The organism is Streptomyces crystallinus (assembly GCF_039521265.1).
In the GTDB taxonomy this organism is placed as follows: Bacteria; Actinomycetota; Actinomycetes; order Streptomycetales; family Streptomycetaceae; genus Streptomyces; species Streptomyces crystallinus.
The window spans coordinates 22,262-37,864 of record NZ_BAAACA010000024.1; the positions used below are offsets into that span (position 1 = coordinate 22,262).

The 15,603-nt window shown below is 74.4% G+C and carries 8 protein-coding genes; 6 read left to right on the top strand and 2 right to left on the bottom strand.

The window, feature by feature from the left end; translation table 11 throughout:
• The first annotated feature begins 28 nt into the window (after positions 1-28).
• From ABD236_RS20040 to ABD236_RS20065, 6 genes are all read left to right on the top strand, one after another.
• Complete coding sequence (locus ABD236_RS20040) at positions 29-2,494, top strand: GcvT family protein (RefSeq protein WP_344075157.1); 2,466 nt, start codon at positions 29-31, stop codon at positions 2,492-2,494.
• A gap of 77 nt (positions 2,495-2,571) precedes the next feature.
• On the top strand, positions 2,572-3,771 hold the full coding sequence (gene solA, locus ABD236_RS20045; RefSeq protein ID WP_344075158.1) for an N-methyl-L-tryptophan oxidase: 1,200 nt from the start codon (positions 2,572-2,574) through the stop codon (positions 3,769-3,771).
• The gene (locus tag ABD236_RS20050) at positions 3,768-4,910 is read left to right on the top strand and encodes an aromatic ring-hydroxylating oxygenase subunit alpha (protein ID WP_344075159.1); all 1,143 of its coding nucleotides are present in this window, start codon (positions 3,768-3,770) and stop codon (positions 4,908-4,910) included. Before solA ends, ABD236_RS20050 begins: the two co-directional genes overlap by 4 nt.
• Positions 4,911-5,024: 114 nt before the next feature.
• Positions 5,025-6,494, top strand: coding sequence for an aldehyde dehydrogenase family protein (locus ABD236_RS20055; RefSeq protein ID WP_344075160.1), 1,470 nt, complete (start codon positions 5,025-5,027; stop codon positions 6,492-6,494).
• A 74-nt stretch (positions 6,495-6,568) separates the two neighbouring features.
• Positions 6,569-8,164: an APC family permease gene (locus ABD236_RS20060; RefSeq protein ID WP_344075161.1), complete on the top strand. Its 1,596-nt coding sequence runs from the start codon at positions 6,569-6,571 to the stop codon at positions 8,162-8,164.
• Positions 8,165-8,183: 19 nt separating this feature from the next.
• Positions 8,184-9,761, top strand: a complete 1,578-nt coding sequence (locus tag ABD236_RS20065; protein ID WP_344075162.1) for a GMC family oxidoreductase — start codon at positions 8,184-8,186, stop codon at positions 9,759-9,761.
• Positions 9,762-9,798: 37 nt separating this feature from the next.
• Here ABD236_RS20065 and ABD236_RS20070 read toward each other — a convergent pair whose 3' ends face one another.
• Positions 9,799-14,457, bottom strand: coding sequence for a hypothetical protein (locus tag ABD236_RS20070; protein ID WP_344075163.1), 4,659 nt, complete (start codon positions 14,455-14,457; stop codon positions 9,799-9,801).
• A gap of 54 nt (positions 14,458-14,511) precedes the next feature.
• Complete coding sequence (locus ABD236_RS20075; RefSeq protein ID WP_344075164.1) at positions 14,512-15,411, bottom strand: hypothetical protein; 900 nt, start codon at positions 15,409-15,411, stop codon at positions 14,512-14,514.
• Positions 15,412-15,603 lie beyond the last annotated feature (192 nt).

The window sequence follows — 15,603 nt, forward strand, 5'->3', positions numbered from 1 at the left end:
GTGCTCTGCGCAACAGGAGGGTGAGGCCGTGTCTCATGAGGTCCGCACCACCCCCGCACCGGACCCCGCCCACGCGCGCGTAGTCGTCATCGGCGCCGGGATCGTGGGCTGTTCGCTCGCCGACGAGCTCACCGCACGGGGCTGGGCCCATGTCACCGTCGTCGAGCAGGGGCCGCTCCCCGCGCCCGGCGGGTCCAGCTCGCACGCGCCCGGCCTGGTCTTCCAGACCCATGTGTCCAGGACGATGACGGCCTTCGCCGCGTACACGGTCGGCACCTTCCGGGGCCTGAGCGTGGACGGCGAGCCGTGTTTCCGGGCGGTCGGCGGTCTGGAGGTCGCCACCACCCCGGAGCGCTGGGCCGATCTGCACCGCAAGGTGGGGCTGGCCGCCGCCTGGGGCGTACGGGGCGAGCTGCTCACCGCGCACCAGTGCGGGGCGCTGTGGCCGCTGCTCGACGGGGAGAAGGTCCTCGGCGGCTTCCACACCCCCGACGACGGGCTCGCCGACGCCCTGCTCGCCTCGCGGGCCCTACAGGCGCGCGCGCAGGCCCGGGGCGCCCGGTTCCTGGCGCGCCACACGGTCACGGCGATCGAGCGGGAGGACGGCCGGGTCACCGCCGTCGTCACCGACCGGGGCCGTCTCCCGGCCGATCTGGTGGTCTCGGCGGCCGGTTTCTGGGGGCCGGTGATCGGACGGATGGCCGGGGTGAGCGTGCCGCTGCTGCCCCTGGCCCACCAGTACGTGAGGACCGCCCCGCTGCCCGGTCTCGCCGCACGGGCCGCGGCCGGGCTGCCGATCCTGCGCCACCAGGACCGCGACCTGTACTTCCGGGCGCACCTGGACCCGGAGGGCGTACGGCTGGGCATCGGCTCCTACGCCCACCGGCCCATGCCGGTCGACCCGTTCGCCGTCCCGGCCTACGACGACGCGCCCGTGATGCCCTCCTCGCTCGCCTTCACCCCGGAGGACTTCGCGCCGAGCTGGGCGGACGCGGCGGCGCTGCTGCCCGAGCTCGCGCACAGCGCGGTCGCGGACGGCTTCAACGGCGTCTTCTCGTTCACGCCCGACGGTATGCCGCTGCTGGGCGAGTCCCGGGAGCTGCGCGGGTTCTGGCTGGCCGAGGCGGTGTGGGTGACGCACTCGGCGGGGGTGGCGAGGGCGGTCGCCGAGTGGATGACCGACGGCCGCCCCTCGCTCGATGTGCACGCCTGCGACGTCCGGCGCTTCGAGGACGTCCAGCTCACGGCCCCTTATGTCGAGGAGCGGTCGGCGCGGAGCTTCGTCGAGGTGTACGACGTCGTCCATCCGCTCCAGCCGATTCAGAGCCCGCGCCCGTTGCGGACCAGCCCGTTCCATGGACGCCAGCGCGAGCTCGGGGCGTACTTCCTGGAGGGCGGCGGCTGGGAGCGGCCGCACTGGTACGAGGCGAACGCGCCCCTGGTGGACGGGCTGCACATCCCGGTGCGCGACAGCTGGTCGGCGCGGTACTGGTCGCCGATCGCGGCGGCCGAGGCGAAGGCGACCCGGGAGCGGGTCGCGCTGTACGACATGACGCCGCTGCGGCGCCTGGAGGTGACCGGGCGCGGCGCCCTGGCCTTCCTCCAGCGGATGACCACCAACCAGCTGGAGAAGAAGCCGGGTTCGGTGACGTACACCCTGCTGCTGGACGAGGCGGGCGGGATCCGGTCGGATCTGACCGTGGCGCGCCTGGCCCCCGACCGCTTCCAGGTGGGCGCCAACTCCCCCGCCGACCTGGACTGGCTGCTCGCGCACGCGCCGGAGTCGGTGAGCGTCCGGGACATCACGTCCGGTACCTGCTGCGTAGGCGTCTGGGGCCCGCTCGCCCGCGAGCTGGTCCAGCCGCTGACCCGCGACGACTTCTCGCACACCGCCTTCGGCTACTTCCGGGCCAAGGAGACGGTCGTCGGGAACGTCCCGGTCACCGCGCTGCGGCTGAGCTACGTGGGCGAGCTGGGCTGGGAGCTGTACACCGGCGCCGACCTCGGGCTGCGGCTGTGGGACACGCTGTGGGAGGCGGGGCAGCGGCTCGACGTGGTCGCGGCGGGCCGCAGCGCCTTCGAGTCGCTCCGGCTGGAGAAGGGCTACCGCGCCTGGGGCCGTGACATGACGGCCGAGCACACCCCGTACGAGGCGGGGCTCGGCTTCGCGGTCCGGCCCGGCAAGGGCGACTTCACCGGCCGCGCCGCACTGGGCGACCCGGCCGCCGTGACCCGCAGGCTCACCTGTCTGACCCTGGACTCCCGTGCGGCGGTGGTCCTGGGGAGCGAGCCGGTGCTGGTCGACGGGGTGCCCGCGGGATACGTCACCAGCGCCGCGTACGGCTACACGGTCGGCCGCTGCGTCGCCTACGCCTGGCTGCCGGTGCTGGCGCCGGGCACGGCGGTCCAGGTCGAGTACTTCGGCGAGAAGGTCCCCGCGACCGTCGCCGAGGAGCCCTTGTTCGACCCGCGGATGGCGCACCTCCTGCGGTGAACGGCCCTTGCATGTGACCGGCACACGCGTCGACCGGCGTCCCGAGGGACCCGGCCGCGACCCCCGAGGGAGGAAGCATGGCTCCGACGTACGACGTGATCGTTCTCGGCCTCGGCGGCATGGGTTCGGCCGCCGTCCAGCACCTGGCCGAGCGCGGGGCCCGGGTCCTCGGTCTGGAGCGGTTCGGCCCGGCGCACGCGCACGGCTCCAGCCACGGCGGCTCCCGGATCACCCGGCAGTCCTACTTCGAGGACCCGGCGTACGTACCGCTGCTGCTGCGGGCGTACGAGCTGTACGACCGGGTCGAGCGGGACTCCGGGCGCGAGATCGCGCTGCTGTGCGGCGGGATGATGGTGGGCCGCCCCGAGTGCCGTACGGTCGCGGGCGCGGTGCGCTCGGCCCGGCAGTGGGGCCTGCCGCACGAGATGCTGGACGCCCGCGAGATCCGCCGCCGCTTCCCGACCATGCATCCGCACGACGACGAGGTGGCGCTCTACGAGGCGCGCGCCGGGCTGCTGCGGCCGGAGACCACGGTGGCGGCCCACCTCCAGCTCGCCGCCCAGGCGGGCGCCGAGCTCCGCTTCGAGGAGCCGGTGACCGGCTGGGAGGAGCTGGCGGGCGGCCGCGGGGTCCGCGTCCACACCGCCGAGAACAGCTGTACGGCGGGCCATCTGGTGATCTGCCCGGGGGCCTGGGCGCCCGGGCTGCTGGCCGACCTCGGGGTGCCGATCCGCATCGAGCGGCAGGTCATGTACTGGTTCGCCCCCGAGGGCGGCACCGAGCCGTATCTGCCGCGGCGGCAGCCGGTGTTCGTGTGGGAGGAGGCGGACGGGGTCCAGGTGTACGGGTTCCCGGCCATCGACGGGCCCTCGGGCGGCGTCAAGGTCGCGTTCTTCCGCAAGAACGGCGCCCCCTGCACACCGGACACGATCGACCGTGCGGTGGCCCCGGCCGAGGCCGAGGAGATGGCGGCGGCCATGCGCCGGGTGACGCCGACCCTGCCCGGAACCTTTCTGCGGGCCGTGACCTGCATGTACTCAACCACCCCGGACGAGCACTTCGTGATCGGGCGGCACCCGGCGCACCCCGGGACCACCACCGTGGCCTGCGGCTTTTCGGGGCACGGGTTCAAGTTCGCCCCGGTGGTCGGCGAGATCATGGCCGATCTTGCGCTCGACGGGAGGACCGCCCACCCCATCGGGCTGTTCGACCCGCACAGGTTCGCCGCGGCGGCGACCACCGAGGCGGCCGTGGGCGCCAGAGGGGGCGCGCGATGACCGCCGGAGCCGCCGAGCGCGCCCCCAGCCTGCTGCGGACCCTGCCCGGCCGGTTCTACTGCGACCCGGCGGTCTTCGCCCGCGAGCAGGAGCGGATCTTCGAGACGCTGTGGTTCTGCGCGGTGCGCGCCGCCGACCTCGACCGGCCCGGCGCCTTCCGCACGGTCCAGGTGGGCCGCGAGAACGTGCTGGTGGTGCGGACCCGCGAGGGCGCGGCGCGGGCGTTCCTCAACGTGTGCCGGCACCGGGGCGCCCGGGTGTGCGCCGAGGAGAGCGGTACGGTCCGGCGCACCCTCCAGTGCCCGTACCACGCGTGGACCTACGACCTGGAGGGCAGGCTCGTCGCCGCGCCGAACCTGGCGCGGATGCCGGACGTGGACCGCGAGGAGCGCGGGCTGCTGCGGGTCGCGCTGCGCGAGTGGCTCGGCTATGTGTGGGTGTGCCTGGCCGAGGAGCCGCCGTCGTTCGAGGAGACGGTGGTCGGCGCCGCCACCGAGCGGCTGGGCGACCCGGCGGCGGTGGAGCGCTACGGGGCCGCGGAACTGGCGCTGGGCCGCCGGATCTCGTACGACGTGGGCGCCAACTGGAAGCTGATCGTCGAGAACTTCATGGAGTGCTACCACTGCGCGACCATCCACCCCGAACTCACCCATGTGCTGCCGGAGTTCGCCAAGGGCTTCGCCGCCCAGTACTACGTGGGCCACGGCGCCGAGTTCGCCCGGGGCGCCGAGGGGTTCACGGTGGACGGCGGTCCGGGCTTCGGCCGTCTCGCGGGCCTCGACCAGGCGCAGGACCGCCGTTACTACGCGATCACCGTGAAACCGCAGGTGTTCGTGAACCTGGTGCCCGACCACGTGATCGTGCACCGGATGTTCCCGCTGGCCGTGGACCGTACGGCCGTCGAGTGCGACTGGCTGTACGCGCCGGGCGTCGTCGCCTCCGGCGCCGATGTCTCCCGGTCGGTGGAGCTGTTCCACCGCGTCAACGTGCAGGACTTCGAGGCGTGCGAGCGCACCCAGCCCGCCATGGACTCGCGGGCGTACCGGCACGGCGGCGTGCTCGTCCCCAGCGAGCACCACATCCGGGCCTTCCACGAGTGGGTTCTGGCACACCTGGGCTCCGACATCCGCGAGCCCTGACGCACTGGCCTTCTGAGCTGCACGGATGTTGAAACTATCGCAATCGTCACATGTCTGAAGTGTGAATACCTGGGTAGCGGCGCCACTGTTCGTGATCAGAAGTCGAGGAGCGTCATGCCTGATTTGTTCATCGGTGGCCGATGGAGCGCCGCCGTCGACGGGGAGACCCGAGAGATCCGCTGCCCGGCGGACGGCTCGCTGGTCGCCGTGGTCGACGAGGGGGGTCCCAAGGACGCGGCGGCCGCAGTGGCGGCCGCCCGCGAGGCCTTCGACCGCGGCCCCTGGCCCCGGTCGACGGTCGCCGAGCGGGCCGCGCTGCTGCTGCGCGTCGCCGACCTCATCGAGCGCGACGCGGCCCGGCTGGCCCGCGCGGAGTCGCTGGACACCGGCAAGCGGCTGGTCGAGTCGGAGTACGACATGGCCGACATCGCCAACTGCTTCCGCCACTTCGGCCATCTGGTCGCCTCGCAGGACCCGGGCCGGGTCGTCGACACCGGCAACCCGCAGACCGACAGCCGGACCGTCGTCGAGCCGGTGGGCGTCTGCGCGCTGATCACGCCGTGGAACTACCCGCTGCTGCAGACCGCGTGGAAGGTCGCGCCCGCCATCGGCGCCGGCAACACCTTCGTCCTCAAGCCCAGCGAGCTGACCCCGCACACCGCGATCCTGCTGATGCGGCTGCTCACCGAGGCCGGGCTGCCGGACGGCGTCGCCAACCTGGTCCTCGGCACCGGCCCCGGGGTCGGCGCGCCGCTGACCGAGGACGAGCGCGTGGACCTGGTCTCGTTCACCGGCGGACTGACCACCGGGCGGCGCGTGATGGCGTCGGCGGCGGCCACCGTCAAGCGCACCGCGCTGGAGCTGGGCGGCAAGAACCCCAACATCGTCTTCGCCGACGCCGACTTCGACACGGCCGTCGACTACGCCCTGACCGCCGTGTTCCTGCACTCCGGCCAGGTCTGCTCGGCAGGCGCGCGCCTGCTGGTGGAGGACTCGCTGCACGACCGCTTCGTCGACGAAGTGGTGCGCCGGGCCGAGCGGATCAGGCTGGGCGGCCCCTTCGACGAGCAGGCCCGCACCGGGCCGCTGATCTCCGCGGGCCATCTCGCCAAGGTCGAGGCGTATGTCGCGGCCGGGCTCGCCGAGGGCGCGGTGCTGCGCTGCGGCGGCGCCCGCCCGGACGCCCCGGCGCTGGAGGGCGGGCACTACTACCTGCCGACCGTACTCGACGAGTGCACGGCCGAGATGTCCGTGGTCCGGGACGAGTCGTTCGGGCCGGTGCTCACGGTGGAGCGGTTCCGCGACGAGGAGCATGCCCTCGCCCTGGCCAACGACACGGTCTACGGCCTGGCCGGCGCGGTGTGGACCCGCGACGAGGCCCGCGCGCGACGCGTCGCCGCCGGGCTGCGCGCCGGCACGGTGTGGATCAACGACTTCCACCCGTACGTCCCGCAGGCCGAGTGGGGCGGGATGAAGCAGTCGGGGACGGGCCGCGAGCTGGGCCTGGCCGGGCTCGCCGAGTACCAGGAGATCAAGCACATCTGGCGCAACACCGACCCGCGCCCGCAGCGCTGGTTCGACTGACCGGCCGCCCCACCGGTCCGACCGCACGCCTCCCCTGCCCTTCCCTCCGCGCGATGTACGAGGAGTGATCCCCGATGACCGCCACCACACCCCCGTCCCCCTCTCCCTCCCCAGCCCGGGCGGGCGCCGACGCCGATGACGCCGCGCTCGCCGAACTCGGGTACAAGCCGGGCCTCAAGCGCACGCTCGGCAACTTCCACACCTTCGCCGCCGGGATCAGCTACATCTCGATCCTGACCGGCACGTTCCAGATGTTCTACTTCGGCGTCAGCCTCGGCGGCCCGGCCTACTGGTGGTCCTGGCCGCTGGTCTTCGTCGGCCAGCTGATGGTCGCGCTCTGCTTCTGCGAGCTGGCCGCCCGCTACCCGGTCGCCGGATCGGTCTACAACTGGGCCAAGAACCTGGGCGGTCCGCACGTCGGCTGGCTGGCCGGCTGGATGATGACGCTGGCGAGCATGGTGTCGCTGGCCGCCGTCGCGCTCGCCCTCCAGCTGACGCTTCCTCAGATCTCCTCGTGGTTCCAGTTCGTGGGGGACGGCAGCGGGAAGTACGACGCGGCCGCCAACGCCGTCGTGCTCGCCTGCGGGCTGATCCTCTTCACCACCCTGGTCAACGCGTTCGGCGTCAAGCTGATGGCCCGGATCAACACGGCCGGTGTCTTCATCGAGCTGGTCGCCGCGGTGATCCTGATCATCCTGCTGGCCGCGCACATCACCCGGGGCCCCAGCGCCATCGTGGAGACCCACGGCATCGGCGCCGGCCAGAACCTGGGCTACTTCGGAGCGTTCCTCACCGCCTCGCTCGCCTCCGCGTACGTCATGTACGGCTTCGACACCGCGTCCTCGCTCGGCGAGGAGGCGGTCGACCCCAGCCGCAACGCGCCGCGCGCGATCCTGCGGGCGCTGATCGCCTCGTTCGTCATCGGCGGCCTCATCCTGCTGTGCGCGCTGCTCGCCACGCCGGACCTGAGCGCGCCCGAACTCTCCGTGGACGGCCTCCAGTACGTCGTCCTGAGCACGCTGGGCGACACCATGGGCCAGGCCCTGCTGTGGTGCGTGGTGATCGCGGTCGTCGTCTGCGAGCTCGCCGTGCACACCGCGGGCATCCGGCTGATGTTCGCGATGGCCCGGGACAACAACCTGCCCGGCGGCAGCCGCCTCGCCAGGATCAGCCCGCGCTTCCAGACCCCGATCGCGCCCGCCGTGGTCTGCGGTCTCGTCGCCATCGGCATCCTGCTCGTCAACATCAAGCAGCCGCAGATCTTCTCGGTCGTCACCAGCATCGCGATCATCATGATCTACGTGGCGTATCTGCTGGTCACGATGCCGATGCTGGTCCGCAGGCTGCGCGGCACCTGGCAGCCCGCGCCCGGCCGCTTCTCGCTCGGCCGCTTCGGCCTGCCGGTCAACATCCTCGCGGTGCTGTGGGGCGCCGGGATGACGGTCAACCTGCTGTGGCCGCGCGCCGCCGTCTACAACGCGGCCGCCCCCTACCACTGGTATCTGCGCTGGGGCGGGGTGCTGTTCGTCGGCGCCGTCACCGTCGGCGGCTTCGCCTACTACTGGTTCGTCCAGCGCCACCGCACCGGCGTCCTCGCGGACCACGCCGCCGAGCAGCAGGACACCGACCCCACCACCACCCCCGGCACCACCGCCGCCGCCACCGGCTGACGCAAGGAGCGAAGCAATCATGAACGAGGCCAACACCCCCGTGGCCACCGAAGAGTTCGACTACGTCGTGGTCGGCGGCGGCACCGCGGGCAACGTTGTCGCGGCCCGGCTCAGCGAGGACCCCTCGGTGACCGTCTGCGTCCTGGAGGCCGGCCCCTCCGACGTCGGCGACGACAACGTCCTGCGCCTGGAGCGCTGGATGGGGCTGCTGGAGTCCGGCTACGACTGGGACTACCCGGTCGAGCCGCAGCAGCGCGGCAACAGCATGATGCGCCACGCGCGCGCCAAGGTGCTGGGCGGCTGCTCCTCGCACAACTCCTGCATAGCCTTCTGGGCGCCCGCCGAGGACCTGGACGGCTGGGCCGCCGAGGGCTGTACGGGCTGGGGCGCCGAGGACGTCTTCCCGCTGTACAAGCGGCTGGAGAACAACGACGCGCCCGGGGATCACCACGGCCGCAGCGGCCCGGTGAAGCTGCGCACCATCAAGGGCGAGGACCCGTGCGGCAGCGCGCTGCTCGACGCGTGCGCCCAGACCGGCATCCCCACCACGCCCTTCAACACCGGCCGTACGGTGATCAGAGGCGCCAACTGGTTCCAGATCAACTCCGACGAGAACAACATCCGCCAGTCGTCGTCGGTGGCGTATCTGCACCCGATCATCGGCAAGCGGCCCAATCTGACCGTACGGACCGGGATCCGCGCCAAGCGGCTGGTGATCGGCGAGGACCGGCGCTGCACGGGCGTGGAGTACCTGGACCCGGACCTGATCCACACCCGTACCGTCTCCGCGCGGCGCGAGGTCGTCGTCAGCTGCGGCTCGATCGACACGCCCAAGCTGCTGATGCTCTCGGGGATCGGCCCCGCCGACCATCTGCGCGAGGTGGGCGTGGCACCGCTGGTGCACTCCCCCGGCGTCGGCGAGAACCTCCAGGACCACCCCGAGGGCGTCATCATGTGGGACGCCAAGCGGCCCATGCCGACCCGCTCCAACCAGTGGTGGGAGATCGGTATCTTCGCGGACACCGAGCCGGGACTGGACCGGCCGGACCTGATGTTCCACTACGGCTCGGTGCCGTTCGACATGAACACCACCCGGCACGGCTACCCGACCAGCGAGAACGCCTTCTGTCTGACGCCCAACGTGACGCACGCCAAGTCGCGCGGCACGGTCCGGCTGCGCACCCGCGACTACCGCGACAAGCCGATGGTCGACCCGCGCTACTTCACCCATGAGCACGATGTGCGGGTGATGACGTACGGGCTGAAGCTCGCCCGGCAGATCGCGGCGCAGCCGGCGCTCGCCGACTGGGCGGGCGCGGAGCTGGCGCCGGGGCCGGACGTGCGCACCGACGACGAGCTGTTCGAGTACATCCGCACCACGCACAACACCGTCTACCACCCGGCGTGCACGGTGAAGATGGGCGCCGACGACGACGCGATGGCGCCGCTCGACGCCCGGCTGCGCGTCAAGGGCGTCAGCGGACTGCGCGTCGCCGACGGCTCGGTGATGCCGGAGCTGGTCACCGTCAACCCGTGCATCACGACGATGATGATCGGCGAGAAGTGCGCCGACATGATGAAGGCCGACGCGGCCTGAGCGAGGTCCGGGGGGCGCCTGAGCGCCCCCCGTCCGCTCACGCCGGCTTCTTGAACATCCGGGTCGCGGTGATCTCCCCGTGCACCGACCCGTCGGGGTCGCTCGGCAGACCCGGCCGCAGGTGCTCCTCCACGCTGATGTACTTCAGCCCCGCCCGCAGGTCCGCGTCATTGCGCAACCTGATGACCAGCGGGAACTCCGCGAGCGCCGTGGTGTCGAACAGGCCCGTGGTGTAGAGCAGCTGGACGCCGAGCGCGTCCGAGACGGCCCGCTGGAGCTCCAGCAGATACGTGGCGTTGGCCCGGCCGATCGGGTTGTCCAGGAACAGCGTGCCCGCGTGGCGGTGCTTGTCGCGGCCCCGGTCGTTGCTGCGCAGCGCGGCCATCGTGCAGTACAGCGCGATCGCCGCGGTGAGCAGCTGGCCGCCGGAGAACACGTCGCCCATCTGCCCGACCGGGACGCGCTCGGCGCGCAGCACCGCGTCCGGCTTGAGGATCTCCACGGCGATGCCACGCGGCTCCAGCGCCGCCTGGACCCCCCTCAGCAGCAGGGACATCCCGTCCCTGCGCAGGTCGGAGTTCTTCCTGACGGCCGCGCGGGTGGCCTCGTCGATGACCTCGCCCAGCCGCTCGGTCAGCGTCGCCTGGTCCGGCTCCTCGAAGCGGATCCGCAGGAACTCCTGGCCCGACCACTCGCCGAGCCCCTCCGGCAGCTGGGAGAGCCGCTGGGCCGAGCGCAGGGTGGCCAGCGCCGACTCGACGAGTCCGCGCAGCCGGTCCACGATCGAGTCCCGGTTGCGCTCCAGCTGCGCCAGCTCGTCGGTGAGCACCCGCAGCCGGGGGGCGAACGCGGCCGCCCAGGACGCCGCGTGCTCGGGGAGCGCGGCCGCGGGCAGCTCGCGGATCTGCTGGCGGGCGGGGGTGCGCACCTGCTCGTACCGGGTCGCGTTGGCGTGCCGGACCAGGATGTCCGAGGCCTCGCGCACGGCGGCCTCGGCGGCGGACAGGTCGCCCGCGCAGCCGCGCAGCGAGCGCCGGGCCTCGGCCGCCGACTGCCGGGCCTCGGCCAGGTCGCCGGGGAACGGCTCGGGCTCCTGCTCGTCCTCCTCCTGCTGGTGGTCGCGGAGCAGGTCGCGCAGGAGCGCGGCCGTCTCCTCGAAGCCGCCGGCCGCGTCCTCGGCGGCCCGGTGGGCCTGGAGGAGCTCGGCGTGCGCGGCGCGCGAGGTCTCCAGCTCCGCGGTGCGGGCGGCCAGTTCGGCCGTCGCGGCGCGCAGCAGGGCCTGGGCCTGCTCGGCGTCGCCGGGCACCTGCTCCTCGGGCAGCTCGGTGTGCGCCGCGCCGTCCTCGGGGGCCAGGCGCTCGGCCTCGCCGCGCAGCCGGCCCAGCTGCTCGCTCGCCGCCGAGGCCCTGGTCTCCAGGAGCTGTACGAGGGATTCGGCGCGGGCCGCGGCGGCCTGCCGGGACGGGCCGTCGGCGCCGTCGGTGCCCTCGAGCAGCTGGGCGGCGCGGGTGCGGACCTTGTTGGTGAGCCGGTCCAGCTCGGCGAGAGCGGCGCTCTCGTCGCTCTCCGCGCGCGCCTGCTCGGCGCGCAGATCGGCGCCGACGCCGACCTTCTCGTACAGCTGGGAGGCGGCCCGGTAGGCCTCGCGCAGGGCGGGCAGCGCGGCCTTGGGCGCGTCCCCGGCGGGCTCCGGCAGGTTCTCCGGGGCGCCCGCGATCTCGGCGCGCTCGGCGCGCAGCGCGCGGGCCGTGCGGTGGGCGTCGTCGGCGGCGCGCTGGGCGGCGCGGCGGTCCTCGTCGGCGGCCCGGGCGCGCTCCAGCAGGGTCTGGGCGCGGGCCTCGGACTCGGCGGCCTCGTCCACCAGTTCCCGCAGGGTGGCCTGCCAGCCGGCCCGCTCGCGCAGCCGGAAGGCGAGACCGGCGAGCGCGTCGGCGGCGCGCCGGGCGCGCTGGGCGCTCTCCTGGCGCTCGTCGCGGACCCGGGCCGCCTCGGCGGCGGCCTCGTCGGCCTCCGCCCGGGCCGTACGGGCCTCGGCCAGCTCCTCCACGGCGGCCTTGGCGGCCTCGCGGGCGGCCCGCGCGGCCGTGGCGAGCTCGTCGAGCATCCCGGGCGGGCAGTCGGCGCGCCAGGAGCCGAGCCGGGCGGCGAGCCCCCGGTCGCCCGCCAGGCGCGCGGCCAGCGCGCGGATCTCCTCGTCGCGGGCGGCGGCGCGGCTGCGCAGCGCCTGCCGCTCCTCGTCGGCGGCGTGCTCGTCGTGCATGGCCGGGTTCGGCGGGACGAGGAAGACCTCGCCGTCGCTCTCCCCCGAGCCCTGTCGGGGCACCGGTGCGAGCAGCGCGGCGGCGGTGCCGACGGCGACCGCGGACCGGGGCAGCAGCGCGGCCCCGGCGAGCACCTCACGGGCCCGGACGTGCGAGGCGGGGTCGGTGATCACCACACCGTCGACCAGCTCGGGCCGGGCCGCCAGCACCGAGGCGTGGTCGGCCGGGTCGACGGCCTGGGCGAGGTAGCGCCAGCCGGGCAGGGCCGGGATGCCGTGCTCGCCCAGGTACTCCACGGTGGCCAGGACGTCGGGGCCCGGCGGCAGCAGTCCGCCGTCGCCCAGCGCGCCCAGGATCCGGGCGTCGTCGGCGGCGGCGGTCCGCAGCTCGAACAGGTTCCGCTCGGCGGCGGCGATGCCCTGGTCGAGGAGCCCGCGCAGCTCGTCGGCCTGGCGGTCCAGCTCCTCGGCGGTCAGCGGGGTGTCGCCGTCCGCGCCGAAGGCGGCGGGGGTGCCGCGCACCGCCGCGTGGACGGCCTCCGCCGCGTACATGGTCGCGTTGCGCGGCTGCGGGACCCCGGCCACCGGGGCGGACGGCAGGCCCAGCAGCTCGGCGAGGCGCTCGTCGCGGGCGAGGGACTCGGCGGCGCGGCGCTCGGCGTCGTACGCGTTCCCGGCGGCCTCGGCCGCGTCCTGGGCGCGGGCGGCGGCCAGTTCGGCACGGGCCTCGACGGCGGCGGCCTCCCGGGCGCGGTCGGCGGTGGCACGGGCGCTGTCGCGGGCCGCGTCCCAGGCGGCGACCGCGGTCTTCTCGGCGTCGCTGGCGGCGAGCGCGGCCCTGGCCGGGTCGGCGTCCGGGGCGCTGTCGTCCAGCCAGCCCGCCCGCACCGCCTCGGCGGTCTCCTGCTCGACCTCGGCGAGGCGCTGGCGCAGATGCCCGGCCTCGCTGCGGGCGCGCTGGGCCTCGGTGGCGGCGGCCGTGGCGTCGCGGTGGGCGGCCTCGCCGGCCTCCTGGAGCGCGGCGGACCGCTCCTCCTCCTCGGCCGCGAGCCGCTCGCCGTCCTCGGCGGCCGTGTGCAGCGCCCGTACGAGATCGGCGGCGGCGGTGGCGCGGGCGGCCAGGGCGGGCGCCGCGTCCCGCTCGGCCTCGCGGATCGCGGCGGCCACGCGCGCGGAGCGGTCGGCCGCGGCCTTGTGCCGCAGCACCGCCTCGGCGGCCTGCCAGGCGGAGTGCAGCGTACGGGCGTCGGCCAGCTCGCGGCGCTGGGCGGCGGCGGCCTTCTCGGCGACGGCGAGCGCCAGCGAGGCGTGCCGGTAGGCGAGTTCGGAGGCGATCAGGGCGCTGCGGCCACGGGCCTGCTCGGCCTCGGTGACGGTGTGCGCGGCGGCGGTGACCCGGCCCGCGAGATCGGTGGCGCGCCCGCGCTCCTGGCCGGCGCGCGCGGAGAGCCTGCGCGCCAGCGTACGGGTACGGCGCTCGGCACCGGCGTGGATGTCGCGCGCGCGGGAGCGGGCCTCGGCGGCCTCTACGATCTTGGTGAGCAGGTCCACCGAACCCGCGGTGAAGTCGCGCTCCGCGGTCAGTTCGGCGCGGCGGCCCAGCTTGTTGCCGAAGCCGCTGACCAGGTCCGCGAGGCCGTCCGTGTCCCGGGTGTCGGTGACGGCGCGCAGCAGCAGATCGGTGAAGTCGGAGTCCTTCTTGACGGCGAAGAGGCCGGCCGCCTCGCCCTCGTCCGCGTTCATCTCGCGCTGGTAGCGGAAGAGTTCGGGGTCCAGGCCCAGGTCGCCCAGGTGCTCGTTCCAGCGGTCGTGGATCTCCTCCCAGACCACGTCGAGGTGCGGATACGCCTTGCCCGCCTCGGTGACCGCGTCGCGGAAGCCCTTCATGGTGCGGCGCCGGCCCTGGGCGCCGGACGCGCCCTCGGTGGCCGGGCGCACCGCGCTGGACTCGGCGACCGGCAGCGAGTCCAGGCTGAGGCCGGGGCCGGGGCGGAACGAGTACCAGGCCTCGGCGAACTTGCGGGGGTCGTTGGAGACCTGCCGCCCGCGCCACTCGCTGACCTTGCCGACCACGACCAGCTCGCCGGTGAGGGTGTGCTGCCATTCCAGGGCGACATGGCCGCAGTCGTCGGCGAGCAGGAACTTGCGCAGCACGCCGGAGCTGGCGCCGCCGAGGGTGTTGCGGTGGCCGGGCAGCATCACCGAGAAGATCAGCTTGAGCAGGACGGACTTGCCGCCGCCGTTCTCCAGGAAGAGCACGCCCGCGGGGGCGGGGCGGCGCGGCGGGCCGACCGGCTCGTCCTCGAAGAACTCCGCCTGGGTGGGCGCCGGGTGGGGCACGGGCGCGCCCACGCCCCGCAGGTCCAGCACGGTGTCGGCGTAACGCGCACCGGCGGGACCGATGGAGTAGAGGCGGACCCGGGACAGCTCGTACATGGCGGACTCTCGTAGATGTGGCGGTGGGTGGGGCGGGCGGCGGTCGGGCGGCCGTCAGGCGTGGAACGGGAGCCCGGCGTCGGCGGCCAGGTCGAGGTCGTCGCCGTCGGGGGGCGGCAGCAGGGTGGCGCTGCCGTCGCTGACCGCGACGACACCGAGCTCCAGGAGCTCGGCGAGGGCGGCGCTGCCCGCCATGTCGCGGACCTGGAGCTGGTAGCGGGCGGTGGTGCGGTACGCGCCGCCCGCGTCGTCGCCGGTGCGCTGGAGGAAGCCGGACTCGGTGAGGAACGCGACGGCCTTGGCCACGATGCCGGTGGTGGATCCGGCGAGGCGGCGGGCGTCCTTGGTGGCGCCGGTCGAGCTGCGCCGGGCGTAGATGCGCCAGGCGGCCTCCAGGCCCGGGGCGCCGGTCTCGGGGTCGGTGTTCTCGCCCTGCTCGGCGGCCCTCTCCTCCAGCCGGCGGCAGGCCTGGCGGACGAACGCGTCGACGCCGTTGACCGTGATCCGCCCGATGTAGCCGTCGTCGGCCAGGTCCTCGGGGCGGGGGAAGGCCATCGCGGCCACGGCGAGGTGGGCGAGGCCGTGCAGGAAGCGGTCCGCGGAGTCGGTGGCGGCGCGGCGCGCGTAGTCGCCCATGCGGACCGCGAAGACGGAGTCCTCGGCGGCGGTCACGGCCATGCCGGCGCGCGGGGAGACCTCCAGGACGACCAGGCCGAGGCCCGCGGCGACGGCGTCCGCGAGACGGGCGAACGCGGGGTCCTCGCGGTGGCGGCGGAGCAGTTCGGTGTACTCCGCGTCGCGGGCCGGGAGCAGTTTGGGCTGGAGGCCGAAGGCGACGAGGCGGGCGGCGTCGGCGGCGTCGGCGGGGGTGATCCGCCGCTCGCCGCCGTCCCGGGGTGCCTCACCGAGACCGTCGCCGGCCTCGGGCTCGCGCTCGGGGGGGTGGTCGGTCACGGTCGTCTCCTTGGGTGTTCCTTGGTGGGTGGTGCGGTGGGGCGCCTGCGGCGGGCTGTCTCTCCCCGCCCCGCCCCTTCCCGTAAGCCCTCTGGCGGGCGGCCGGGGGCTTCGCCCCGGGGCCGGTGTTCGTCTGCGGGCCGTCTGTGGCTGGTCGCGCAGTTCCCCGCGCCCCTAGGTGGCTAGGGGCGC

Bases quoted from the DNA above. Each gene is read 5' to 3' on its own strand.
- ABD236_RS20060 (WP_344075161.1), top strand. From the start codon at position 6,569: ATGACCGCCACCACACCCCCGTCCCCCTCTCCCTCCCCAGCCCGGGCG.
- ABD236_RS20070 (WP_344075163.1), bottom strand. From the start codon at position 14,457: ATGTACGAGCTGTCCCGGGTCCGCCTCTACTCCATCGGTCCCGCCGGT.
- ABD236_RS20050 (WP_344075159.1), top strand. From the start codon at position 3,768: ATGACCGCCGGAGCCGCCGAGCGCGCCCCCAGCCTGCTGCGGACCCTG.
- ABD236_RS20055 (WP_344075160.1), top strand. From the start codon at position 5,025: ATGCCTGATTTGTTCATCGGTGGCCGATGGAGCGCCGCCGTCGACGGG.
- solA (WP_344075158.1), top strand. From the start codon at position 2,572: ATGGCTCCGACGTACGACGTGATCGTTCTCGGCCTCGGCGGCATGGGT.
- ABD236_RS20065 (WP_344075162.1), top strand. From the start codon at position 8,184: ATGAACGAGGCCAACACCCCCGTGGCCACCGAAGAGTTCGACTACGTC.